Genomic DNA, 22,630 nt, shown 5'->3' with positions numbered 1-22,630 from the left:
GTGTTATAGGGAAGTTTGATGTAGATATCGGGAATGCTGATGACACCACCTTTACCGAGAGTAGAGAGTTGTTTATAAACGGTACGGAGCAGTTCCTTCGGGTTGACCTTCTTATATTGCTCTTTTCGGGATACCGGATCAAAATATTTGCAATACAAAACAGTGTTTTTCTTGGCCTTGGTCACCCAGTCGAAGTTATGCCCGGCCAGCCAGTTGAAGAAATCCTTGCATAAGAACCAGCGGTCCATTGCTACCCATAGCCGTTTATGACAGGTACTGCGGAGATCCAGGAGCATTTTTCGTGCAAGTTCCAGCTTGGTTTTCTTGTCATTCTGGTTTTCAGTTTTACGCCAGAATCGCCAGAAGAGGGGATATTCCAGGCCGTTTTTCAAAACGGGCGTAAGTGGAAATTAAGTTCATACACCAGATATGATTCCGGGTAGAACTATCAAACAGCCAGCACAGGAAGGGAAGTTTTTTCCCAAACGGGTGGGCCACTTTGGTGTCATCCAAAGCAATCACATCCCCTTCGGATAACCGGGATTCCGGGTGTTCTTGAAGCCTTTGGATACGGCCAACCGCAAACTGGAGCCACTCAAAGGGTTTTGAGAAAAACCGGCTGAAAGCGGACTGGCTGATGGATTCCCCTTTCAATAAAACCTTCAGAATGGGAGAATCTGAGGTGAAATCTGCATTCTGGTTGACCGAGGGCTTTTGAGCAATCAAACCACAGATATAGGCAAAAGACATTAACCAGCCGGGAACACCGGAATGCTTGACAATCCCCGTCTGCAAAAAGAGTAGTGAGAGGTCAAATTTCTCCCAAAGACTCTTCAGGAGTGGAATACCACCACCAGGACCATGTTGTTTGTTTTCAAAGAGCGGTTTATTCAGATTCATTTTTGGATCACCCGTATCGACAATGTAATGGCAAAAAATACCATCCATTTCGATTATTGGGCGATTTTGAAAATATCAAGGGGTTTTTAGTATTTTCTTAAATTTTTTTTGGTACTTATTTACTGTAAGTGCATAACTACTGTTAATAGTGAATAATCATAGTCACAGAGCCAGAACAGAGTGCTTTAGTACCGTAAATGGTAGCAATAGTCCTAATCATAAAAGGTAGTTGGTTGATGTATTAAATCTTTATGTTGAGCACTAACCATTTTAGTTTATTGGAGCATCTTCCGCTTCTCGTTAAATTTTCGCCCCTCCCGGTATCCGGCTTCCCTGGCACCGGTTGAGCCAGCCATAACAATCCGGCTGGTCCGGCCACTCTTTAATTTCTTATCCTCCACAGCCTTAACGACCAGGGCATCTTTTACCAGTACCAATGCGTAGCCTTTTGATTCCACCTGTTCTTTAAATTTATCCCGCAGGCCGTTCAAAAAACCGATAATGTAATCGTTTTTAGGTGGAATGGTTCCACTTTTAAAGTGCAAAAGCACAACCGCTGTTGTTTTACTGTGGGTTTACACTCTACAACCAAACAACCCATATCTAAAAGGTAATGCTTAGATATGGGTTTATTCCATGTCCCCATAAAGATAAGCAAAAGCTTAACAAATTTGTTGTCAAAAAGTTTTTTCTGCGTATTAAAACTTGCTTATGGAAGTTCAATGAAATATCGAGCGGACATGCTCTGGTACTGTCCTGTCCAAGATTCCACTATTAACTCACTAAAGGGAACGTTTTTAAATACAATATTTACAAAAAAAGGAATGGGAGCAAAGGTATGACCAGTCAAATACAACTGGAACAAGTAATCAACGGTTTAAACCTGGACCTGTCCTGGGAGTATGCAGCCATGATCCAGTACATCCAGCACACTCCAGTATGCTCACGGGCCCCTGAGTATACAGCCGTCATTGATGAATTGCTGGAACATGCCCAGGAAGAACATGAACACGCTGTGGTCTTAAGCGACCTGATTCAGTACCTCGGCGGCATCCCTACCGTGGAAGTGGCCAACAGGCTTACATCCCTGAATAATGTGGAAATGCTTCGCCAGGACCTGCAAGTCGAGTACGATGCCATTCGCCGTTATCTACAGCGCATTGAACAACTGGAAGCGCTTCAACTCTACGACTCGGCCCAAAAGATTCGAAATATTGCGGTGGTGGAGCAGGAGCACGCCATTGACCTGGAAAAAGCCCTGGGCATCCAAAAAGTGCAGTCGGGCACAGTATATCCATTTTCCCATAACCCTTAAAGCAGGGTCTTTTGACTATGCAGGGCGAATTTTACGCCCTGCTTTACGTTACTTGAGAATACCCTTATTATTTCTTTTCGTCTTTCTTTTCCGGCAGGGAATACATGCCTGGCATACCGGGGTAATAGAGGCGGGGTTACTGGTGTCAGGATAAGAGTTCAATCCCAAAAGAAAACCCTGACCACTTAAAATGCTCCATACAGTGACCTCCAACGTCAATGCCTTTATTGTTGGTACTTTTCACGGGCTCAATTCTAAACACGTGCAGACTTATCTTAATGAGTTCTGTTAATCAGATTGCCCTCTTTATCCAACCTCATAATTATTCCATATTCTTCCCGGTCAAACCTGAACTGGCGGTCACCTACCTGGACTATGACATTTTCATGTACATGGCCAAGGGATATTTTTCTTTCCCATGGCACCTTAATACGGGCCCGAATTCCGCTCCTTGCACCCAGTTCGCCGACATATACATTGCCCCCGGCCTGAATTTCCCCGCCGCGAAAAGTCCGTTCCACCTCCACAGTACCGCCGGCAACAATCCGGGTATTATAGCACCCCGTTCCTACGACTTTCACGCTGCCCGTGGCCCGTATGTCGGAATTTAGAGCATGTTTCAGTAAAATATCACTTTTTTGCCCCGAAATTGACGTTAACCTGTCTATTAAATCACCCACCCCGTGCTTCATAGCATGCAGTTCCTTACAATCCCGGATGGATAACGGCGCGGAAATGAAAGCGTGCTCCAGACTTCGCACCAATACAATCAGTTTTTCCCCGCTTAACTGCTCTGGCAAGTTACGTGATAAATCTTTCAGCAACTTGACCATCTGTGGCAAGTTTTTGAATTTAATCTCCAATAATAACTTTAACAGGGGGCCGATACCGCCTTTCAGGTCGCCGGTTTTAAATGCCTGATTACCCTGTAGCTGGTTTATTGCCCTTAGCAAGAGCTGTAATTGTTTATGAATGTTATCAATTAAAGGTGCCAAGTCCTGAATAAACGCATTCTCTCCACCGGCTACCAAAATGGAAGAAAGCACATTTCCCTGCACCAGGATGGAACCGGAAGCCTGGATCATCGCCTGTGCCACATGACCAGCCACCCGCACATCGCCGAGCGCTTCCACATTCATTCGTTCATTAACGTTCCCGCCAATCAGTACATCTCCTTTGAAAGCTATATTCCCGGAAGACAGGTCGACATCGCCGGAGTGGACCAAACCGGGGTAGATTGTGATTTCAGAAAGATTTTTATTCTGCAGCAGCAGGGGGCGCCCGGTATCTAACGCCACTGCTTCCAATCCGTTATTAACCAGGGCAACCCCTCTACCGGCCTTGAGAACAACATCTTGGGGGGGAGGGGGGGCAGTAACTCCACCCTTTACGGTGGCACCCGGCACTCCCGGTCCCCCTGGATACTTTCGCGCTAAAATAGTTCCCGCATCCACCGAGGTAAATGCAAATCGTTCACGGTAATCTATCCTTCCTGCGTCGCCGCTAATAACAGGTACCTTCTCGTTAAGGCTAAAAAAAAATTCTATACGGGCATCTTGCCCCCGTTCCGGAGGCCGCCCCCGGGCAATAATCACTTCTTCCTCGTGACAGGAAGCGGCCGCCCGGGCACACGCCTCCCAGTCGATGCCAAAAATGATCCCCTGCTTGTTCAATTCCTGTATAATTTCTTCCAAACTTACCGGCGGCAGTTTCTCAATTTTTTCTTTTACCTCAATATGCAAGTGATTTGACGGAGGGAGATCAACAATTTCACGGGTAATACGTAACTTCGGTCGGACGTGCAGAACTGCACTCATGCCGTCCTCCGAAACCTGCAAGTGCCAGCCGCCCTCTCGTTCTTCATTGACGGCTTCAAGCCGGATAACATCCTCTTTTGTCAACGCAACCGGCTCAGTGCGCCGGTTTCCGTTAACCCATAAATTTATTCCTGGACAGGGAACCACAACAGGGTAAGGCTCCCCCTTAGAATATTCTAATATTATCTCGCCGTATTCCACCCTTGCAAGGGATATAGACCTTTCGGCAGTTACAGCCAATGATTCAGGATTTGCCAGTGGGCCGGTTTGCTCTTCGTGATCTGACGCCGTGATAGACTGGAAATCGCCTTCCGAAGGCTTTTCTGATTCCTTCTTTTTCCACGCCCTAACAACCGCGGGACGCCTGCCAAGACACGCTACTTCGGAACTTCCGGGATTAAGCACCTGTATTTGAATCTCGCACTGCTTTGCACCAAGCAAATGCATTGCCTGCTTCAGTGCGTCCTGAACAGTTGCCCCTTGAACCACAACTTCTTGCATGACCATCCCTCCCCAGGCTATGATAATTACCTAGGATCCGTTCACCTGTATTGCTTCTATAACCTGAAAAAAACCGATAAGCGCCATACTTTCCCGGATGCTTTCCGGAATATTGATAACTTCAAAAACCCGGTTCTGCTCGGAAAGCTCCCGGGCCAGATGAAGAAGTATTCCTACCCCTGAAGAATCGATAAAATCTACTGCCGCCATATTTATAGTGATCTTTCCCCCGTCCTGCTCTGCAAGGACCTGGTTTTTTAGTTCATCGACGTTGCTGAAATCCAACTCCCCGCTCAGATCCAAAATAACGTTTTCCAGGGTTTTCCTTTTTCTTATTTGCATAAAACTTCCCTACCTTACTTTTATAACAGCGAGGGTAATGTCATCTTTTTGGGATGTGCCCCTGGCAAATCGCGAAACCGCCTCTATAACAGCCTCCCGGATTCCGGCAGCGTTGCGGCCTGCATTTAACTGTAATACCTCTTTCAGCCTGGCGAGCCCAAATTTTTCGCCGTGCTGGTTACGGGCTTCCACTACCCCGTCGGTATAAAGAAGAACTACCTCTCCTGAGAATAGGGCGAGCTTCCGGGAATCTTTGTAATCATATTTTTCTTGAAGCCCCAGGGCAATTCCATTGGTTATTAATGTTTCCGCCTTCCCACCCTGGTAGCATAAAGGGTAATGATGCCCTGCATTGAAACAGCAGATCTGGCGCAAGTCCGGATCATATACAATGATGCAAAAAGTGGCAAAAGCCCCGGCCCGGCGGAGGTCTACCCCTACAATGGCATTCAACCGCGACAAAACCCTGGATAGGTCCTTTTCTTCGGCAAGAATAGCCCGTAGAGTGCTGCGCAGTATAAACATCAACATGGCGGCCGCCATACCTTTGCCCATAACATCCCCGATTACCGCTACCAACCGTCCCCCGTCCAGGAGCAGAAAGTCAAAGTAGTCGCCCCCTACAACCCGGGCGGGTATACTCCGGCCGGTTATCTCTATCCCTTCCAACTCGGGAAAATACTGCGGCAAAAGGTTTTCTTGTGCTTTTTGGGCCAGGACCAGTTCGGACTTTACGTCCTCCAGGTTTTTCCGCGCCAGCCTGCACCGCAGGGCATCTTCCAGCGCCCAACCCAGGACGCGGGCAACTATAGATATTGTTTTAAGGGCTAAGTCAGAAAACCGGCGCGGCTTTTTGCACCCCAGTACTAGTACGCCCAGAACTCCTTTCTCCACCGGCACAGGCACTGCCATGGTAAGAGCGCTTTTCCAGGTGCAGCCGGTTGTATTACCCGCTCCAGCCTCCGGAGCATGAGGGCTATTACCCCGGTCATGCACTGCGCGGACATAGTCGTTAAAATCTTTTTGCAGAAGCGAAAGGAGGATGGATTCTCCATCTTCACTTTTGCGCCATTCTGCCAGCACAGTAAGCGATTCTCCGCTGATACCCACTAAGGCAGTATAATCGACATTGATTAGAGTCCCAAGATCATTCAATACCCTTTTTAGCCGCCATTCCGGGTTCAAATCATCCCCGGTTATTAGTCGCTGGTCCTCCATAATCTCACCTGGTTTTTTTTACCTTCCAAAAAACTTCTCCGTTCTCATGGGGGCCGGGCACTTTAAAAAACTCATCCAGCCCCACCAGCCTGAGGATTTCACTCACATCCTCCTGCACATTTATCAACTGCACAGACTTCTCACGCTGCCGCCATTGGCGCCATATTTCCAGCAAACAATGGATGCCGGTGGAATCAACAAAGCTGACACCGCCCAAGTCCAAAACCAGGGACTTTTCGTTTTCGCAGTTGCTCAGGGTAAGTTCAATCAGTACATCCACGGCTTCCAGGTCCAGTTCCCCTTCGAGGCATACATAGCGAACGTTTTCGTCTATCCGGAGCAAGCTTTTAAGCAAAAACAAGACCTCCTCTTCCACCTTACTGTTTTTCCGGCTGGCTGCAAGGGGGATTTCCCGACCTTGAATTGTCGAATTCCATTGCCAGCATGGTACCGCCCGCATCTGTGTGCAGGTACAGTCGATCTGCGTAATGGGTAATCAGGGTAAAGCCGCAGCCCAGGGAATTCTTGGTGGAATAGTGCTGCATCAGGGTTGCCTTGGGTAAGTCGGCAAGTTTGATGCCCGGCCCATCGTCTTTTACCACCAGCCGAAGTCTTCCATCCAATTGAACGGCGAACCATTCGCCTGATACGGCATGCTTCAGGACATTAGTAAGCGCTTCCGAAAAACAGAGGAGGACATGGTAATGCCTGGAAGATGGGATGGCGGATAACACTTTCTTTAACGACAACCGGGCTAAAGCTATGTCCTTTGGCTCCTTGAGATAGGAATGCAGCAGTATCCGTTCTTTTACAATAAAATTTTTCGCTTCCTCCCGGCTGACCAGGTTGAAACGTCCGCCGGTTACCGCCGCCATGGCTTCCCGGTATGCCTGTATTTGCTGGCGGTGGATTTTTCTTTCCTTCTCGATAATGTCGGTTATATCGAAAGCCAGCAGGCCGCCGCTTTGATAATCAAAAGGAATGCCGTGCAGATCCAACACTCGCCCGCCCTCGGCGCTGATGATAACCTCTCTCCGATGGTTACCCAATCTGACCACCTCATGCATCAAGGATCGTACTTCTTCCATAGGCAAGTCCATGTCTGTCTGTCCGGAAAGATGTCGAAACCTGCCGCGCTCATATTTCAGCACCCGGCCTAAACGCATGGCATTGATTAGTTCCGACTTTTCCACTTCCGCCATTAAACGTTGACGCACCAATTCCTTAAGATGGTCGGGCATCTGTTGGCTGATTTCTTCAATGAATTGTCCGGTGGTGCTGGTAAGCAGGCGGTAGACTTCTCCGCCCAGGCGTGATGAGGTCTCTCCCGCACGTTGAACAACAAAAATATCGAAAGGGTGAGTATCACCTTTACCCCTTATTACCACCGGCCTTACTTCCAGCATCAGTTGATCAAGCAACCGGATGGTATACTGGCCCTGCAGGGGTGCTTTTGTCCTCAATCCCAGCTCGATCGGGTTCAGAACCAAAATTTCGGCTGGATATTTCAAGCCGTCCGGCGCTTCCAGCGTCACGGGTATCGGCTGGTGCAACTCATGGCGCATCTCCCCTCCGCCAATGAAGTCCGGGCACTTCTGACACGGGCGATCAGGATATTGTTGGCTACAAATTTGACATTTCTGCACTTTTTACTCCACCACCACAACCAAAACAAACTTACAGCAGCTACAATGAGTTAAACATGGAGAAATCGAAAACTTTATATAAAACCACATAAGGGTAAAAGCAAATCGCCTGATACGTGATTATCAACCAGCACAGGAAATGCATCGAATTTTATAGACAGGGGAGCTTCCCATATAAACGATCTCTTTTAAGCTACACTTTTATTCCAGGTAAGACCCGGCAAAATACTTCCACGACGGACGGATCGAAATGACTTCCGGAGCAACGCATTAGTTCAGCAATAGCTGCCTCCCGCTCCAGCTTCGGGCGGTAAATCCGATCTGCAACCATCGCATCGAATGCGTCCACCACGGCTAAAATACGTGCTCCCAGGGGGATGGCTTCACCTTGCAAACCAGCAGGATAACCCTTCCCGTCGTACCGTTCATGGTGATAAAGCACCATCAGGCTGATATCTTGCGAACCCGGGATCGTCTTGATTATCTCGCAGCCAATAACCGGATGCTTTTTTATTTCAACCCATTCGGCAGGGCTTAACTTTCCCGGCTTTGACAGATATGAGTCCTTTATTCCGACCTTGCCAATGTCGTGGAACAAGCCGGCCAAGTATAGGTATTCTTGCATTTTTAAAGTCATGCCCATTTCCCCGGAGATAATTTTGGCGAGTAGCGCGACCTTTCGTGAGTGAGCCGCACAACTTGCGTCGCGTGCTTCGATTACCTTGAGTAAGGTTTCGGCAACACGAATAAACGTCAACTTCAAATTTGAAGACACCTCGGGACAATATTTTTAATGGAGGAAAATTTGTGGCGTGGCTACAGTAATAAGTGGAGGTGCGCGGTATCCAGCGCGCTTAAAGTGGTTGGCATAAAGAGAGGATATAAGCAGAGTATTGCATATACGCATAATTATGGTAAATTTTGAAATATCACCCCCCCCCCCCCCAGAACATATGTTCTTATAGATTTGCATAGTGCTATTTTATACATGATTGAAACAATGTTGTTCCGGGGGGTAATTCCGAACCAAGCCATTTTTCTGGAATATGTCTGGCAACTAAGATCCATGACTTTTCACCCGTAATTTCAAAATACTATAAAATTACTCATTCATAGCCTTAATCAAAACCAAAATTCCGTTAATTTAGCACCAAGACGACATTGCTATAGTACTAACGCACTATATAAAAACGAAAAACTACCTTGCCGTGAAAGGTAGTGTCTCAATTAAAAAATATTCACGGCAACCCGGCTGTCATAGCTTTCGCTTTAGACCCGTGGCTTTGCGTCCCCATCTTTCGACTGGGTTTACCTTTTTCTTTTAACACATTGTATCTTTCGACGGTCCCAGTGTCAATAGGACCTAAGTCTTAATAATAGGACCATTATCCTGGCTGTACATTCAGGAAGAGGCTGACTACGGCAGATGTCTCGGCGCGGGTTGCACTGCCATCCGGCTTGAGTACAATATGTTGTTGCCACGAGCACACCCATCAAATTTCAGATGATCAGGCGGTTGTGCCCTGCTTAGAAAGGAAGGATGTTAATTTGGATGCAATACGTACATGTTGTGCCGGCTTGGATGCACACCAAGCCAATGTCGTTGCCTGTGTTTTGAAAGGGCCATTGGATCGTAAGCCTGAAAAGCAAATTCGTGAGTTTTCAACTGTTTTAACAGGCCAGTAGTTATGCACTTACAGTAAATAAGTACCATTTTTAAAATCGCCCAATAATCGAAATGGATGGTATTTTTTTGCCATCATTGTCGATACGGGTGATACAAAAATGAATCTGAATAAAGAAGGCGCCGAAGAAGCCCTCTCCCACCGTGAAATGGTCGGGTACTTATTCAACGCCAGCCATCGGATTTGCTGTTACGAGCAACAAATCCAAGTCTATTTTGACACAACTGGCGATCGGTTTTCAAGGTTCATCGAAAAATTTTGGCCTTCACAACCATTTTTGTTGTTATGGAATTGGTGCTGTTTTCCTGTAACTGCATAACTTATGTTATTTAAATAATTAATCGGAGTCAGACCGGTCTCTCTTTTAAAAATTCTCGCATAATATGACGGGGACATGTTGGCTATCCCCGCCAACCGCTCAACGGATATCTTTCGCCATAGATTAGAATGCATATAATCAATAGTTTTGTCTATTTCAAATCGGTATTTTATCCGGTCTCTTTTACAATTAATATTAAATATGCTTCTAATGATTAAATGGCACAACTCAACGCTGAGCGCCTTTACGATAATTTCAGAACCAGGCATCTTATTATCAATTTCAATCATGAATTCCTTAAGTCTTGATAATAAAGCAGGCAAACATTCATATACAGCTCCGCGAAAAACAATATTTTGAGTGACTGGGTATGCCAGCAACTGCTCTTGAAAAAACTCTTTTTCAATAAGAATTGCCACATATCCCGGGTGTTGACCGGAATGCACCTCATGGTGAGGGATGCCCGGTGACAGCGCTAAAATTTTCCCCTGCGGGGACTGAATTGTATCTTCACCTATCTTTAGAGCAGTCCTGTCATTAAAAGCAATTGTGAACATGTAAGAAGGATGTGTATGCCGGGGCGAAACCGCGTAATAACAAGGCCCGGTTACCGGCATAAACACACCGACATTCTCACCGGCAAAACAATCCACATGAATTAGCTGTTCCTGTTCAACCGGCCCGACCAAACGTTGAATTTTTGTTATCTCAGATTGCGCTATACCAACCATGTAAAAACGTCTTCCATAATAATTCTAGGCTGTCAATGTTTCCATCTGTTCCAGCAGCCGGGCGAATAAATTGAGCCCGTCTTGCACGGGTTGAGGTGTGGTCATGTCCACTCCGGCTGTTCTCAACAAGTCGAGCGGGTAATCGGAACCCCCCATTTTCAGGAAATTCAAGTAACGGTTAACCGCCGCTTCTCCTTCCCTGAGGATCTGTTGACTTATCGAGGTAGCTGCCGAAAAACCCGTGGCATACTTATACACATAATACGCTGAATAAAAATGGGGAATGCGGGCCCATTCCAGATCTATGTCCTTGTCGATAACAATGCCCGGTCCGTAATAGTCGACATTCAGCTGGCGATATATCTCACTTAATAGAGCAGGAGTCAAGGCAATGCCGGCCTCGACTTTCTCATGGATGACTTTTTCAAATTCGGCAAACATAGTCTGTCTGAATACCGTACCCCGGAATTCCTCCAAATAATGGTTCAGTAAGTACAATTTTTTGTTCCGGTCGGTTTCAATATTCAGCAAGTACGCCATCAGCAGGGACTCATTAACCGTGGAAGCCACTTCCGCCGTAAAAATCTTGTAATGAGCATAGACATACGGTTGCTCCCGGTATGAATAATAGGTATGCATGGCGTGCCCCAGTTCATGAGCCAGCGTGAAAACACTGTTGAGATTATCCTGGTAATTCATCAAAACATAAGGATGCACTCCATAAGGTCCCCAGGAATAAGCGCCACTGGTTTTGGCCTTGTTTTCATAAACATCCACCCACCCCGACGCCAAGCCGCTGGCCATGATTTCCCCATAAGAAGGGCCTAACGGAGCCAATCCTTTCCTGACCAGAGCCACAGCTTCCTCGTATGGGATTTCCCATGACACATCTTTCACCATCGGGGTATACAAATCATACATGTGCAATTCAGCCAGCCCAAGCAGCTTCTTACGCAAAGCCACGTAACGGTACATGGTGTCAAGGTTGCCCCGCACCGTGGCAATGAGGTTTTCGTATACGGCTGGCGGTATATTGTCGGAAAAGAGAGCGGCTTCCATGGCAGTGGGGTATTTCCTCACCCTGGTATAAAACACGTCTTTTTTCACACTGTTGCTAATCGTGGCGGCCAAGGTGTTTTTTAATTTCCGGTAAGAACTGTATAGAGCCGAAAAGGCTTCCTGCCGGACCCGGCGATCCCCGCATTCCATAAGCTGAAGATAACGTCCGTGCGTAACTTCTACTTCTTTTCCTTCTTCGTCACGGATGGAGGGAAAAGTGAGATCGGCGTTGTTGATCATTTTAAAAATATTGCTGGGCGCCTGGATCACATCCCCCGCCTGGGCGATAATCTGCTCCTCGGCCGCGGACAGGGTATGGGGCGCGAACCGGAGAATTTCATCCAAGACAAAATGATAACGCGCCAGAGCTTGCTCCTCCTGCCGGAAGCGCTTCAGGACATCTGTGGGAATAGCCAGTATTTCCGGCACGATAAAGGAAAGCGCCGCTTCCACACTTGTGTTCAGACTGTCGGCCCGGTCCGTCAATGCTTGATAAACCGGATTGCTGTTTTCCTCATCCCTGCGCATGCGGGCATAAACATATAATTTCTCGATGAGTTCCTGAAGCCGCTCCTCCGCTTGTAAAACTCCCAGCAGGGTAATTGCCGATTGTCCAAGCTTCCCCCGATAAGATTCAACTTCACTTGCCATCTTCTGAACCTGCTGGAAATCCCGCTCCCAAAGTTCATCAGCCGCGTATATATCCTCCAGCCGCCACTTGTACTGATCCGGGATTTCCTTTCTGGCAGGTAAACTACCCATCTTTTTCAAATCACAAACCTCCTTTCACATAATCATTTGTATTCGGGATCGAATCCCAAAATAAATTTTTCACGCGCTTTTTTGGTCATACCCGCACTTTTAAGCACCCGGAACCTCCCGCGCCCCCTGCAAGAGATCACATCGCCCTCGACAACCAATTTTGACGGGTTGACCTGCTGGCGCCAGTTTTGAAAAACCTTCCCCTGTTGAACTAGTAGTGTTGAATCAGTTCTTGACAAGTTAAAAGCCTTGCCCACCAAAGCGTCAAGGCGCGGAGAGGCGGTGGTAACCACTTTCTCAATTAACACCGGCGCACTGAATTCAAAATTTGCTCCATCCAATAGTTGTACTGTTACCGGATACCGGCCAACTTTATTCAGGTTTTGGCTTAGAAAAGCCAATATTTCTTTGGCGGCAAAAACAGCCACACCTTTATCCTGCCGGACGATATCCCCTATTTTATCCCTGTTGATCCCCAGCCCCATCAGAGAACCCAGGTAATCACGATGGCCGGGCAGACTGTCCGTCTTCAATGGTACTACCTGTAAAATCTCCACCTTGTAGTCCTCTTCATACCATTGATTGTCTTTAGCCACTACCAGCGCCCTGCGCCGCTCAGCCTCCGGGTATCCGCCCCAGAGCAGCGCCCTGACCTCCCCGTATCCGCGGCAAATATCCTCCAGCAGGCCCACCTGACCGGGATCAAGGAACCCCGTAAGCACAACAGCCTTTTTTGCTTTCACCACCGCGTGGACATAGTCAAGGCACCGCGCGGCAAAGAGTCTTTCGTCCGCGTTTCTGGCTAAATTAAGCAATGATTCTTTATTTTCAACCTGCATATTTGAACCCTACCGTTTCTTTAACGCCCGGCTGCCGCGCTTTTGCCCGCCACGTGGCCGGAGGACCAGGCCCACTGGAGGTTGAAGCCGCCGCAGTCGCCGTCAATATCCAGCACTTCTCCCGCGAAGTATAGCCCGGGAACGATCTTTGATTCCATGGTTTGTGCATTGACCTCCGCCACATCCACACCCCCCGCGGTGACCTGGGCGTTCGGCCAGGAAGTGGTGCCGGTTATCTCAAAACGCCAGTCCTTAAGAATCCTAATGATATTTTTAAGTTCCCCGGCGGCAACCTGTCCCGCGGGTTTGTTCGCATCGGCAATCCCGGCCTCGCGCAAAACAACGGGAGCCAGCCTTTTATTAATAAAACCGACAAAGCTGAAGGCCAGGGGTTTTTCCGGCCTTGTTTGAAAACGCCTGGTCAGATACTCTTCCAGTTTCTGTCCGGAAAAGTAGTTAATTAAATTCAACCCCAGGTGTACTTTTTGCTTTTTTTGCGCATATTCCCCGGCTATGCGGCTCAGGCTCAGGATTGGCGGTCCGGATATGCCGTACTCGGTAAATAATATTTCCCCCTGCGCACCGGCAACCGGCATTTTATTGACGATAATCTCCGCATACCCTTCAAATTTTATCCCTTTAACCTGTTTTAGAAATTTAGCCGCCAATTTTAACTGCACCAGCGCCGGAAACGGCTCAACGATCTTGTGCCCGAATTTTTTCGCCAGGTCGTAGCCGCTCCCGTTGGAGCCAAGCTGCGGGGCCGCTTTCCCGCCGGTCGCGACAATAACCCGGTCAGCCCGGAACACTCTCCCGTCCGCCAGGTTAATAACAAACTCCCGCGCGTTTTTCTTGACCTCTTTAACCTCAGCCTCGCAAATTACTTCCACACCGGTTTCATCCAGTTCATAACGCATTACGTCGAGCACGCTGGAAGCCTGGTCGGAACGGGGAAAAACCTTGCCTCCATCCTCTACTTTATGGGTTACTCCAAGGTATTCAAAAAAATCTATGGTTTTTTGTACATTAAACCGGCTTAGCGCCTCACTGGCGAATTCCGGGTTATTGCCGTGATAATTTGTTATTTCGAGACCGACATTAGTCAGGTTGCACCTGCCGTTTCCGGTAGCCAAGATCTTTTTGCCAACCCGCTGGTTCTTTTCCATTATAGTTACATCGGCCCCCGCGTGCCTGGCCGCAATAGCAGCCATGATGCCCGCCGCCCCGCCACCTATAACTACAACCCTGGCCATTAAATTATCGGACATAATCTTAGACCTCCGGCTAAAACAACCTATATATGTTGAACAAATTCGCTCTTTAGCAACCTGTGGGCTTTAATAACAATTTTATAGTAACATTCCTAAATTATCAAATTCCAAACCATTCAGCCCCACCATCGGTTGAACCGTCGACTACAACCCGCTTTTGGCATAAAACAGCAAAGGGGTTATCGCTCTGAGAAGCGATAACCCCTTGATTTATTAAACAGCAACTGCAGAATAACCATTTTTTTGACTAGCCTTAAGTCACCGTTCTGAGTAACTTAGGTCGCTCGAGATCAACAATTGCCACTTTTAATCACCTATTTTACATTTTCACCGTAAATATTGTAACGTATACTTTACAATAATAAAATGTCGCTCAAAGTAATCTACCTCAAATAAAGTTTAAGAAAATGGCGCATATATCTTGGCAATGGCTTCCGCCACCTTGATCCCGTCAACCGCGGCGGACACAATACCCCCGGCATACCCTGCGCCTTCTCCCGCCGGGTATAGGCCTTTGATCCGCGTTTCAAAGTTTTCATCCCTGATTATCCTGATCGGGGATGAACTCCTGGTTTCAACACCGGTCATCACGGCGTCCGGCCGGGCGAAGCCGCGCATTTTTTTATCCAGCGCCGGGATCGCTTCGCGTAGTGTTTCGATCACATAATCAGGCAAACAGCGCTTTAGTTCGGATAGCTGCACAGCTTTTTTATATGACGGTTTTACCGCTCCCAGCCTGACAGACGGCCTGTCTGCCAGGAAATCACCCACCAGTTGCGCCGGAGCACAGTAATTTCCACCACCCAAATGAAAAGCTTTACTTTCCCACTTTCGCTGGAACTCCACGCCGGCCAGCGGGTGGTCACTTGGGAAATCACGGGGACTTACCCCGACCAGAAGAGCGCTATTGGCGTTTTCAGCGTCGCGGGCGTACTCACTCATTCCGTTGGTTACCACACATCCTTCTTCGGAAGCAGCCGCCACCACCACACCACCCGGGCACATGCAAAATGTGTAAGCCGACCTGCCGTTTGAAGCGTGGTAAGCCAGCTTGTAATCCGCCGCTCCAAGATTTTTGTGGCCGGCGAGTTCTTTATATTGCGTCAGGTTTACCTGTTCCTGCGGGTGTTCAATACGGACCCCGATGGAAAAAGCTTTAGGGGTTATTTCCACTCCTCTGGCAAGCAACATTTCAAAAGTGTCCCTGGCGCTATGACCAAGGGCCAGCACCAGCACATTCACATCTAATACCTCGTTGTTGTTAACCGTTACGCCTGTAATCCTTCCATCTTTGATTACCAGATCGGTTACTTTAGTGCCGAACCTGATTTCCCCGCCCAATTCCGTTATTTGTCTACGGATATTTTTTACTACTGTCCTCAACTTATCAGTGCCGATATGCGGCTTATATGAGTATATAATTTCTTCCGGCGCGCCGGCCTCGATCAAAACCTCCAGAACTTTACGGCACCTTACATCCTTGATCAGTGTTGTCAGTTTCCCGTCTGAAAAAGTTCCCGCGCCGCCTTCCCCGAATTGTACGTTGCATTCCGGGTCCAGTTTACCGGTTTCCCAAAACTTTTTCACTGCCGCAATCCTGGTATCAACATCACCGCCCCGCTCCAGCAAGAGCGGCCGGTACCCCATCTTGCCCAGGAGCAGGCCGGCAAATAACCCGGCGGGACCGGTCCCGGCAATCACCGGCCGGTGTGTTAAAATATTTTGGCCGGTTTTTACATATTCGTACACCATCCGGGGAGATACAGATACATCCCGGTTGTTCCTCAGCTTTTTCAGGATAGCGTCTTCTTTAGCCAGTTTTACGTCAACAGTATAGACGAAATAGATTATGCCCGCCTTTCTGGCATCCACAGACTGCTTATAAATCTTAAAGTCAAGCAGTTCTTGACCGCTAATCCCGAGTTTTTTCAACAGGGCTTGTTCTAATTGTGTTTTATTCCCGTCCACCGGAATTTTTAGCCCCGCCACCCTGATCAAGGTTTAGATTCTCCCTTCAAGATTAGTCACATTCTTATTACCAGTATCATACAATAAAGTCTCTCTTTTTAATATATTAACTATACACAATTCAAGATTATATTGATTTAGTATGAGGTAGAAATAAAAAGGCGGCTGTATACCGCTGAATCATCACGGTTACAGTCGCCTTTTCGCTGCAGAAAAAATAACAATCGCAATAAACAGATACCCGGAATGCAAGGACTATCCCTAGCTATGCAGGACAAAGTTCACTATATCTTTATTCTTTATGACACTTATTTTCTGTTCCGGTTTATGAAACTCGGTGATAGCTTCCAGTAAAAAAACGCCGGGAGGTAAATTATTAAAAGAATACAACCCTTTACTGTTTGTCTTAGCCGAAGCCAAAATATCATCACTGTCCAAATTCCTGATATTTATTGTAGCACCGGCAATTGGCATCCTATTTAAAAAATTAATAACTGTACCGCTTAGGGTAAGGTGTTCTATATAAGTGATAGTTATCTTCATGGTACCGTTAACGACTATACTGTCGGGACGGGGATAATATTTTTCGATATTTACCTGGTGATCTAAAGAAACAATATCTTCTTTAGTTATTTCATTATTCAGCTCGATTAAAGTATTAATCTCCACGTCCTTTGTAAATACCGTGGACTTGCTAATATTAGCCTTGTTTTCTTCTTTAGAGGAGGTTAGCGCGAATAATTTAATAAATATTTGAACCTGCAAGATAGCATTTTCCATAAGAAACGTATTTATTTTTTCAACACGTTGAAATATCTCAACATTTGAAACTGGTATAGTAACATCTACCGATCTTGTCCATTTTATTAATTTTACCAGATTATTAGTCGTTAAAGTTTGTTCCTTCAATGAAAATCCTCCAATACTGGTAAAAATATATAAATTTTTTCTTCTGTGGGATTATTATTCTATAATTTATTATACCGGAAAAATTAATAATATTGAAATGGAAAGAATTGTGATTAAAAATAGTTATTTGATATCACTATTGTTATGATGCCTCGCAGAATTAGCTATTTTATTATAGATTTTATTCTGTAACGAGGAATACCAGAATAATGCAGAAGCTATTGCACCACCTATTCCAAGAAAAATAATTGTAAAATTTTCATTGTTAATTCCGACACCGATTAATGCGAAAAACAAAATAATTAACACTAAACCTGTAATTTCTTTTACAAATTGACTCAAATTAAAACCACCTTCTGATCTTAGAATAACCATTCCACTTAAATATTCAAGATTTTCATATATTTCCGGATCTTTCTCATCATTTCTTAAATCATCGATATATTCTCTGATACCTTTATGTTTCCATGTCATTTTTATATAGTAACTAAACGCGTTATAAACATCTTTAAAATCAATTATGTTTCTCTTTACTAAATCACCAAGTAATTCAAAAAAACCCAGATATTCATCTATTTCTAAATCAGTTATAATATCTTCTCTATTTTGGATTTCTTTATCTTCAACAGGTATCCAAAATTTGCCTTCCCCTAATTCAATTTTTTCAATTATCTTTATGCATTCTTTTCTTGTAAATAGACGTTCATAAATATCGAGCACTATTTTAGTTTTTTCAACATTGTTCAAACGTCTATATATTATATATGTTAATATTGTTACAAAAGCCGCCAGTAAAGTTGCAATCGCCTGCAGCCAATTCGAAATAAATCCAGTATCCATAAAATCACCTTATAAATAAATATGCGTAACTATTAACGTAAATTCAAAGTTAGCAAAAATAAAACACCTCCTGTTTATTAGCGTGAAACCAATAAAATGGGAAGTGTTTTTTAGTGACAATTAGGAATATTATCAGATTTTAACTGACCTTCGTTTCAATCCGCAGTTTGTCGGCCACCATGGCGATAAATTCCGAATTCGTAGGTTTGCCGCGCTCAAGGTTAATCGTATAACCAAAAAATTTAGTCATCATCTCAACGTTTCCACGGTCCCAGGCTAGCTCTATCGCATGCCTGATCGCCCGCTCAACTCTGCTGGGTGTTGTTTGATACTTCATGGCAATCATTGGATAAAGCTCTTTTGTAACAGCGCCAAGTAAACTTACCTCACTAATAACCATCAGAATAGCGTCTCTCAGATAATGATAACCTTTTATATGCGCGGGCACACCCATTTCATGAATAATATTAGTAACAGCCACATCAAGATTTTTTGGTTTTACCGGTGTAATATACTGCGTCACATTTATTCCCTCTGCCAATTGGCGAATCCTGGTAGCTAAAACATTAAAATCGAAAGGTTTTAGAATATAATAGTCCGCTCCCAGTTCAACCGCTTTTTGGGTCACACTTTCCTGACCAAAAGCAGTCAACATAATTACTTTCGGTTTATTGAAGGTGCTGTCCGAAACAAGTTTTTCCAGCACACCGATACCGTCAAGATGCGGCATGATAATATCAAGGACGATTATGTCAGGATTGCTTTCCCTGATCATTTGCAGCGCGTCCAAACCATTATAGGCTATACCAATAAGATCCAAGTCTTCCTGCTGGTTAATAAATTCTTTCAGTAATTCGCAGAATTCTCTATTATCATCTGCGATCATTAATCGTATAGACTTTCCTGTCATCTAATTTGCCCGCCTCCTAATTTCTATATTTTGTAATTTATAGTATAATCAAAATGATTCGACGGCAAAAAAAAAAATCCTTCATGTGATTTTAAAAAAATGGTAATTGTTGGCATAGTAAATCCCGCAAAGCTTATGTTTTCTAACTTGCCATTTTAATATTTTTTTCCATAGGAAATATTTCCGCTTCCCGCAGCATCCACTCCACCGGCACACCGTAACCTCTCGTCGGATCATTTACAAAAACATGGGTTACCGCGCCAACAAGGCTTCCATCTTGAATAATTGGGCTTCCACTCATACCTTGAATAATTCCGCCGGTTTGTTCGAGAAGGCGCGGGTCAGTAATTTTTATAATTATCCCTTTACCATCCTGCACGGCTTTTAAGTTGATTTTCATTATCTCAACTGAAAATTTTTCGACCTGTTCATCTTTCAATACAGTCAGGATTTCTGCCGTCCCCTCGTGAATTTGACTCGCTGGCGCTACGGTCATCAGCATGTTATTGCCGTTGTTATCGAGAGGCTTTTGCAGATTTCCAAAGATGCCAAGTTTCGTATTCCTCGAAATAGTGCCGTTAATCTGCTTGTCGTCCTGAAATATCCCAATTTTTTCCCCCGGCAGGCCGCGCTTTCCCGGATGAATTGCCTGAACGCTCGCCCCAATTATCTTTCCCTCAGATAAATCGAATGGTTCAGTTGATCCAACATCGGTAATAACATGACCTAATGCACCATAAATCCTGCTTTCCGGTTCGTAAAATGTCAGTGTTCCAAGGCCTGCCGCACTATCTTTGATCAGAAGGCCAATCCGGTAACGGGAAGTTTCCGTACAGTACACCGGATTTATTTTGGTGTAAAAAATATCTCCTCCACGTTTTACCTCCAGATCCAAAGCTTGTCCGGAGGCACCTGCACGGGCTGCCAAATCCCGTACTTGCCCTTCACTTTTAACGTCCTCACCGTTAATTTTTAAGATTACATCTCCGATGCTAATTCCGGCGTCTCCGGCAGGGTTAACCTTATTACCGGACTGGTCCTGAATTATCGAATGACCTACTACAATTACCCCTTGGGAGCGAAGCAAAACCCCAATCGACTGGCCGCCAGGCACAACCCTAACTTGGGGAACAATATTAACGGGCGATTCTTGATGATCATTAAACCCTTGACGCAACTGCGCTATTATATTATTACAATAAATGGGAACGGGGATATTTAATTTTAGCGGTTCACTTACTGCGACATGCCATCCGGATGAAAATAAAAAACCATAAATAATAAGCGTTCCGGATAAAAACAAGAAAATATTATCTAATAAACCCCGTTTTTTTCCCCTCAAGCATCACCCCTCCAATTTTAGTGTCGTCCCACCTCCATATATTCGCGATATCATGAAATATTTTAAATAATATCGTGTAATCTTAAAGTAACCTTAATAAATCACTTTTATTCCGCCTAAATGTGCCTCAACTTGCCAATACGGCAATTATATTGACTTTGAAATTGCTTTGTAACTTATTGTTTTATTTCCTCATTAAGCAAGAACACATTTATTTTTTTAACGTTAATTTTGTATTAAAAATTAAATATTAAAGAAATTATCCAATATGTCAAACCAGCAAAGATAATGGTAACTGGCAGTGTAATCATCCATGCCATGACGATTTTTTCAGCTGTTTCCCACTTTACGGCGGAAACACGCTTAGCCGAACCAACGCCCATAATGGCAGATGATATTACGTGAGTTGTACTAACCGGCAATTTTAAAAAAGTAGCGATAATGATTATCAACGCTGAACTAACGTCGGACGCAAAACCGCTTGAAGGCTCTAACTTGAAAATTTGGGTGCCGACAGTTTTAATAATTTTCCAACCGCCGACCGAAGTTCCCAGCGCCATCGCTAACGCGCATGAACTTTTTACCCAAAACGGCACTTCAAGGTTCGCCTGCAGCCCCCCTGCCACCAAAGCGAAAGTGATAATACCCATTGATTTTTGCGCGTCGTTAGTGCCATGGCTGAAAGCCTGCCAAGCGGCTGTAAATACTTGAAGAGAACGGAAACGTCTGTTTAGCTTGCCAGGATGGGCATTTTTAAAAATGATTCTGATTAAGTTCATAATGATAAAACCCACTGAAAAAGCAATTAGTGGTGATATGATTAATGCCTCGATAATAGTTAAAAAACCTTTATAATTTACCGCTTGATACCCGCCGGCGACGATAACGGCCCCGGTTAGGGAACCGATTAGGGCATGTGAAGAACTGCTCGGTATTCCGTAATACCAGGTAATTAAATTCCAGGCAATGCCCGAGAGCAACGCAGCGGCAACAATATACATGCCATGCTCCAGCTGCATTGGATTGGCAATTTTCCCGCCGATGGTTTGCGCTACCCCGGTAAACAGCATCGCTCCGAGCAAGTTCATAGCGGCGGACAGCAAAATAGCAATCCTGGGGGGAAGCGCTTTTGTGGAAATTGACGTGGCAATCGAATTGGCTGTATCATGAAAACCGTTAATAAAGTCAAATGAAAGGGCCAGGAGCACGACCAAGCCAATGAGGATTGCTGTTGAGTCCAACATTAATCCCCCCTTAAGAACTCCGCATCATAATACCTTCAAGAATATTAGCCACGTCCTCGCAGGAATCTGATACAGCTTCCATCATGCCATATATATCTTTCCTTTTAATTAACTCAATCGCATCGGTACAAGTGGAGAAAAGTGTTTTCAGACTATCCCGGAGCAGGTCGTCCGCCACATTTTCCAATTCGTTAATCTTATGGGTATGGTTGGTCATATCCGTAAGCCTTTTTTCCACCAGGTGGTTTATCGCGTAAACAATTTCCTGGATGCACATTTCAATATTTTTCGTAAAAAGCATCATATAATCGTCTGCTTCGAGGATATTATAAAGCTCCAGGCGGGAAGCGCACGCTTCCAGGCAATCTAATACATCATCCAGTTTCAAAGTAAGCCCCAGTATGTCTTCACGTTCAAAAGGAGTTATGAAGGTTCTATTTAAAGCCAGAATAATTTCATGAGTATAGTGATCCCCCATATCCTCAACAGTTTTGAGTTGCAGGGCGAATTCTTCCGCATCGCTCAGTTTGGTTATTTCTTCGCGGAAAACCTGAATAGCAAGCTGAAGATTTTTAGCTATCATCACCAAATTATCAAAAAAAACGTCTTTTTTCTTTTGAAACATAACCAGACTCCTCCCGGGGAGAAAATGTTACTTCCTCTGGTATATTATCATAACTTGACACAAAATCAATCTTAAGTTAACAAAATTAAATATGTCAAAAAAAAACTTGATTGATATTTATATGGCTTTACGACGGATAAGAGGTATATGTTAAAAAGATGCCCTTGAAGGGCATCTTTTTACTTCCAGCCATTGTTCCCCGCCATGGTTTGTTCGGCCCGTTCGATCGCAAGTCTGACCAGGTTACCACAGTTTTTCGAAGAAACATTACCGAAGTAGCCGCCATCCCTGCGTACCACGCCGCCTACGCCCAACTCGTCGGCTAATTCATACTTCAGCCTTTCGGACATTACTCCTCCACGCCTTCTGCTCATTAGCCCAACCTCC

Annotated in this window: 22 protein-coding genes, 1 pseudogene and 1 riboswitch; of the genes and pseudogenes, 2 read left to right on the top strand and 21 right to left on the bottom strand. The window is 45.2% G+C overall.

Features of this window, described 5'->3' with window-relative positions:
* The 3 genes from L7E55_RS09080 to L7E55_RS09070 all read right to left on the bottom strand — a co-directional run.
* On the bottom strand, nucleotides 1-296 hold a 296-nt coding region (locus L7E55_RS09080; RefSeq protein WP_277443827.1), incomplete at its 3' end, for a transposase.
* Nucleotides 297-345: 49 nt separating this feature from the next.
* Entirely contained in the window at nucleotides 346-948 is a 603-nt protein-coding gene (locus tag L7E55_RS09075) for a hypothetical protein (protein ID WP_277443826.1), read from the bottom strand.
* 227 nt (nucleotides 949-1,175) lie between these two features.
* Complete coding sequence (locus L7E55_RS09070) at nucleotides 1,176-1,445, bottom strand: hypothetical protein (RefSeq protein ID WP_277443825.1); 270 nt, start codon at nucleotides 1,443-1,445, stop codon at nucleotides 1,176-1,178.
* A gap of 293 nt (nucleotides 1,446-1,738) precedes the next feature.
* Here L7E55_RS09070 and L7E55_RS09065 point away from each other — a divergent pair, with 293 nt between their 5' ends.
* Together L7E55_RS09065 and L7E55_RS09060 are read left to right on the top strand one after the other, a co-directional pair.
* Nucleotides 1,739-2,215, top strand: coding sequence for a ferritin-like domain-containing protein (locus L7E55_RS09065; RefSeq protein ID WP_277443824.1), 477 nt, complete (start codon nucleotides 1,739-1,741; stop codon nucleotides 2,213-2,215).
* A 167-nt stretch (nucleotides 2,216-2,382) separates the two neighbouring features.
* Nucleotides 2,383-2,504: pseudogene (locus tag L7E55_RS09060) on the top strand (IS1595 family transposase); the annotation flags it as partial.
* Here the strand turns inward: L7E55_RS09060 and L7E55_RS09055 are convergent.
* The 18 genes from L7E55_RS09055 to L7E55_RS08965 all read right to left on the bottom strand — a co-directional run bounded on the left by L7E55_RS09055 (nucleotide 2,491) and on the right by L7E55_RS08965 (nucleotide 22,617).
* Entirely contained in the window at nucleotides 2,491-4,533 is a 2,043-nt protein-coding gene (locus tag L7E55_RS09055; protein ID WP_277443823.1) for a FapA family protein, read from the bottom strand. The pseudogene L7E55_RS09060 and the gene L7E55_RS09055 overlap by 14 nt on opposite strands.
* A 30-nt stretch (nucleotides 4,534-4,563) precedes the next feature.
* Complete coding sequence (locus tag L7E55_RS09050; protein ID WP_277443822.1) at nucleotides 4,564-4,875, bottom strand: STAS domain-containing protein; 312 nt, start codon at nucleotides 4,873-4,875, stop codon at nucleotides 4,564-4,566.
* A 9-nt stretch (nucleotides 4,876-4,884) separates the two neighbouring features.
* Nucleotides 4,885-6,093: a PP2C family protein-serine/threonine phosphatase gene (locus L7E55_RS09045; protein WP_277443821.1), complete on the bottom strand. Its 1,209-nt coding sequence runs from the start codon at nucleotides 6,091-6,093 to the stop codon at nucleotides 4,885-4,887.
* Nucleotides 6,094-6,097: 4 nt separating this feature from the next.
* Nucleotides 6,098-6,448, bottom strand: coding sequence for an STAS domain-containing protein (locus L7E55_RS09040; RefSeq protein ID WP_277443820.1), 351 nt, complete (start codon nucleotides 6,446-6,448; stop codon nucleotides 6,098-6,100).
* Between the two features lie 22 nt (nucleotides 6,449-6,470).
* A complete protein-coding gene (locus tag L7E55_RS09035) occupies nucleotides 6,471-7,739 on the bottom strand; it encodes an ATP-binding protein (protein ID WP_277443819.1) in 1,269 nt (422 codons plus the stop codon).
* Nucleotides 7,740-7,932: 193 nt separating this feature from the next.
* A complete protein-coding gene (locus tag L7E55_RS09030) occupies nucleotides 7,933-8,502 on the bottom strand; it encodes an HD-GYP domain-containing protein (RefSeq protein ID WP_277443818.1) in 570 nt (189 codons plus the stop codon).
* A gap of 476 nt (nucleotides 8,503-8,978) precedes the next feature.
* Nucleotides 8,979-9,062, bottom strand: a riboswitch (cyclic di-GMP riboswitch).
* A gap of 572 nt (nucleotides 9,063-9,634) precedes the next feature.
* Nucleotides 9,635-10,474, bottom strand: coding sequence for a helix-turn-helix domain-containing protein (locus tag L7E55_RS09020; RefSeq protein ID WP_277443817.1), 840 nt, complete (start codon nucleotides 10,472-10,474; stop codon nucleotides 9,635-9,637).
* Between the two features lie 24 nt (nucleotides 10,475-10,498).
* Nucleotides 10,499-12,295 (bottom strand): oligoendopeptidase F, encoded by a 1,797-nt coding sequence (pepF, locus tag L7E55_RS09015; protein WP_277443831.1) that lies wholly within the window; start codon nucleotides 12,293-12,295, stop codon nucleotides 10,499-10,501.
* Between the two features lie 32 nt (nucleotides 12,296-12,327).
* Nucleotides 12,328-13,134 (bottom strand): YlmH family RNA-binding protein, encoded by an 807-nt coding sequence (locus L7E55_RS09010; RefSeq protein ID WP_277443816.1) that lies wholly within the window; start codon nucleotides 13,132-13,134, stop codon nucleotides 12,328-12,330.
* 20 nt (nucleotides 13,135-13,154) lie between these two features.
* Nucleotides 13,155-14,402 (bottom strand): BaiN/RdsA family NAD(P)/FAD-dependent oxidoreductase, encoded by a 1,248-nt coding sequence (locus L7E55_RS09005; protein WP_277443815.1) that lies wholly within the window; start codon nucleotides 14,400-14,402, stop codon nucleotides 13,155-13,157.
* 402 nt (nucleotides 14,403-14,804) lie between these two features.
* Entirely contained in the window at nucleotides 14,805-16,403 is a 1,599-nt protein-coding gene (locus L7E55_RS09000) for an NAD(P)/FAD-dependent oxidoreductase (RefSeq protein ID WP_277443814.1), read from the bottom strand.
* A gap of 231 nt (nucleotides 16,404-16,634) precedes the next feature.
* Nucleotides 16,635-17,282 (bottom strand): carboxypeptidase-like regulatory domain-containing protein, encoded by a 648-nt coding sequence (locus L7E55_RS08995; protein ID WP_277443813.1) that lies wholly within the window; start codon nucleotides 17,280-17,282, stop codon nucleotides 16,635-16,637.
* A gap of 123 nt (nucleotides 17,283-17,405) precedes the next feature.
* A complete protein-coding gene (locus tag L7E55_RS08990) occupies nucleotides 17,406-18,122 on the bottom strand; it encodes a DUF4760 domain-containing protein (protein ID WP_277443812.1) in 717 nt (238 codons plus the stop codon).
* A gap of 139 nt (nucleotides 18,123-18,261) precedes the next feature.
* A complete protein-coding gene (spo0A, locus tag L7E55_RS08985) occupies nucleotides 18,262-19,032 on the bottom strand; it encodes a sporulation transcription factor Spo0A (RefSeq protein ID WP_277443811.1) in 771 nt (256 codons plus the stop codon).
* Between the two features lie 142 nt (nucleotides 19,033-19,174).
* Entirely contained in the window at nucleotides 19,175-20,374 is a 1,200-nt protein-coding gene (gene spoIVB / locus L7E55_RS08980) for a SpoIVB peptidase (RefSeq protein WP_277443810.1), read from the bottom strand.
* A 236-nt stretch (nucleotides 20,375-20,610) separates the two neighbouring features.
* Nucleotides 20,611-21,618 carry an inorganic phosphate transporter gene (locus L7E55_RS08975; protein ID WP_420852031.1) on the bottom strand — a complete coding sequence of 336 codons (1,008 nt, stop codon included), beginning with the start codon at nucleotides 21,616-21,618 and terminating at the stop codon, nucleotides 20,611-20,613.
* 10 nt (nucleotides 21,619-21,628) lie between these two features.
* Nucleotides 21,629-22,243, bottom strand: coding sequence for a DUF47 domain-containing protein (locus L7E55_RS08970; RefSeq protein ID WP_277443808.1), 615 nt, complete (start codon nucleotides 22,241-22,243; stop codon nucleotides 21,629-21,631).
* A gap of 179 nt (nucleotides 22,244-22,422) precedes the next feature.
* A complete protein-coding gene (locus L7E55_RS08965; RefSeq protein WP_277443807.1) occupies nucleotides 22,423-22,617 on the bottom strand; it encodes a small, acid-soluble spore protein, alpha/beta type in 195 nt (64 codons plus the stop codon).
* Nucleotides 22,618-22,630: the final 13 nt, after the last annotated feature.

This window comes from Pelotomaculum isophthalicicum JI (assembly GCF_029478095.1).
Lineage (GTDB): Bacteria > Bacillota > Desulfotomaculia > Desulfotomaculales > Pelotomaculaceae > Pelotomaculum_D > Pelotomaculum_D isophthalicicum.
The sequence above is the reverse complement of the archived record's forward strand: the minus strand, read 5'-3'. Positions and strand labels throughout refer to the sequence as shown.

Coding starts and splice junctions, on each gene's coding strand:
- L7E55_RS09055 (WP_277443823.1), bottom strand. CDS start 4,533: ATGCAAGAAGTTGTGGTTCAAGGGGCAACTGTTCAGGACGCACTGAAG.
- L7E55_RS08970 (WP_277443808.1), bottom strand. CDS start 22,243: ATGTTTCAAAAGAAAAAAGACGTTTTTTTTGATAATTTGGTGATGATA.
- L7E55_RS09050 (WP_277443822.1), bottom strand. CDS start 4,875: ATGCAAATAAGAAAAAGGAAAACCCTGGAAAACGTTATTTTGGATCTG.
- pepF (WP_277443831.1), bottom strand. CDS start 12,295: ATGGGTAGTTTACCTGCCAGAAAGGAAATCCCGGATCAGTACAAGTGG.
- L7E55_RS08975 (WP_420852031.1), bottom strand. CDS start 21,618: ATGTTGGACTCAACAGCAATCCTCATTGGCTTGGTCGTGCTCCTGGCC.
- L7E55_RS09065 (WP_277443824.1), top strand. CDS start 1,739: ATGACCAGTCAAATACAACTGGAACAAGTAATCAACGGTTTAAACCTG.
- L7E55_RS09010 (WP_277443816.1), bottom strand. CDS start 13,134: ATGCAGGTTGAAAATAAAGAATCATTGCTTAATTTAGCCAGAAACGCG.
- L7E55_RS08990 (WP_277443812.1), bottom strand. CDS start 18,122: ATGGATACTGGATTTATTTCGAATTGGCTGCAGGCGATTGCAACTTTA.
- spo0A (WP_277443811.1), bottom strand. CDS start 19,032: ATGACAGGAAAGTCTATACGATTAATGATCGCAGATGATAATAGAGAA.
- L7E55_RS09045 (WP_277443821.1), bottom strand. CDS start 6,093: ATGGAGGACCAGCGACTAATAACCGGGGATGATTTGAACCCGGAATGG.
- L7E55_RS09075 (WP_277443826.1), bottom strand. CDS start 948: ATGGATGGTATTTTTTGCCATTACATTGTCGATACGGGTGATCCAAAA.
- L7E55_RS08965 (WP_277443807.1), bottom strand. CDS start 22,617: ATGAGCAGAAGGCGTGGAGGAGTAATGTCCGAAAGGCTGAAGTATGAA.
- L7E55_RS09005 (WP_277443815.1), bottom strand. CDS start 14,402: ATGTCCGATAATTTAATGGCCAGGGTTGTAGTTATAGGTGGCGGGGCG.
- L7E55_RS09020 (WP_277443817.1), bottom strand. CDS start 10,474: ATGGTTGGTATAGCGCAATCTGAGATAACAAAAATTCAACGTTTGGTC.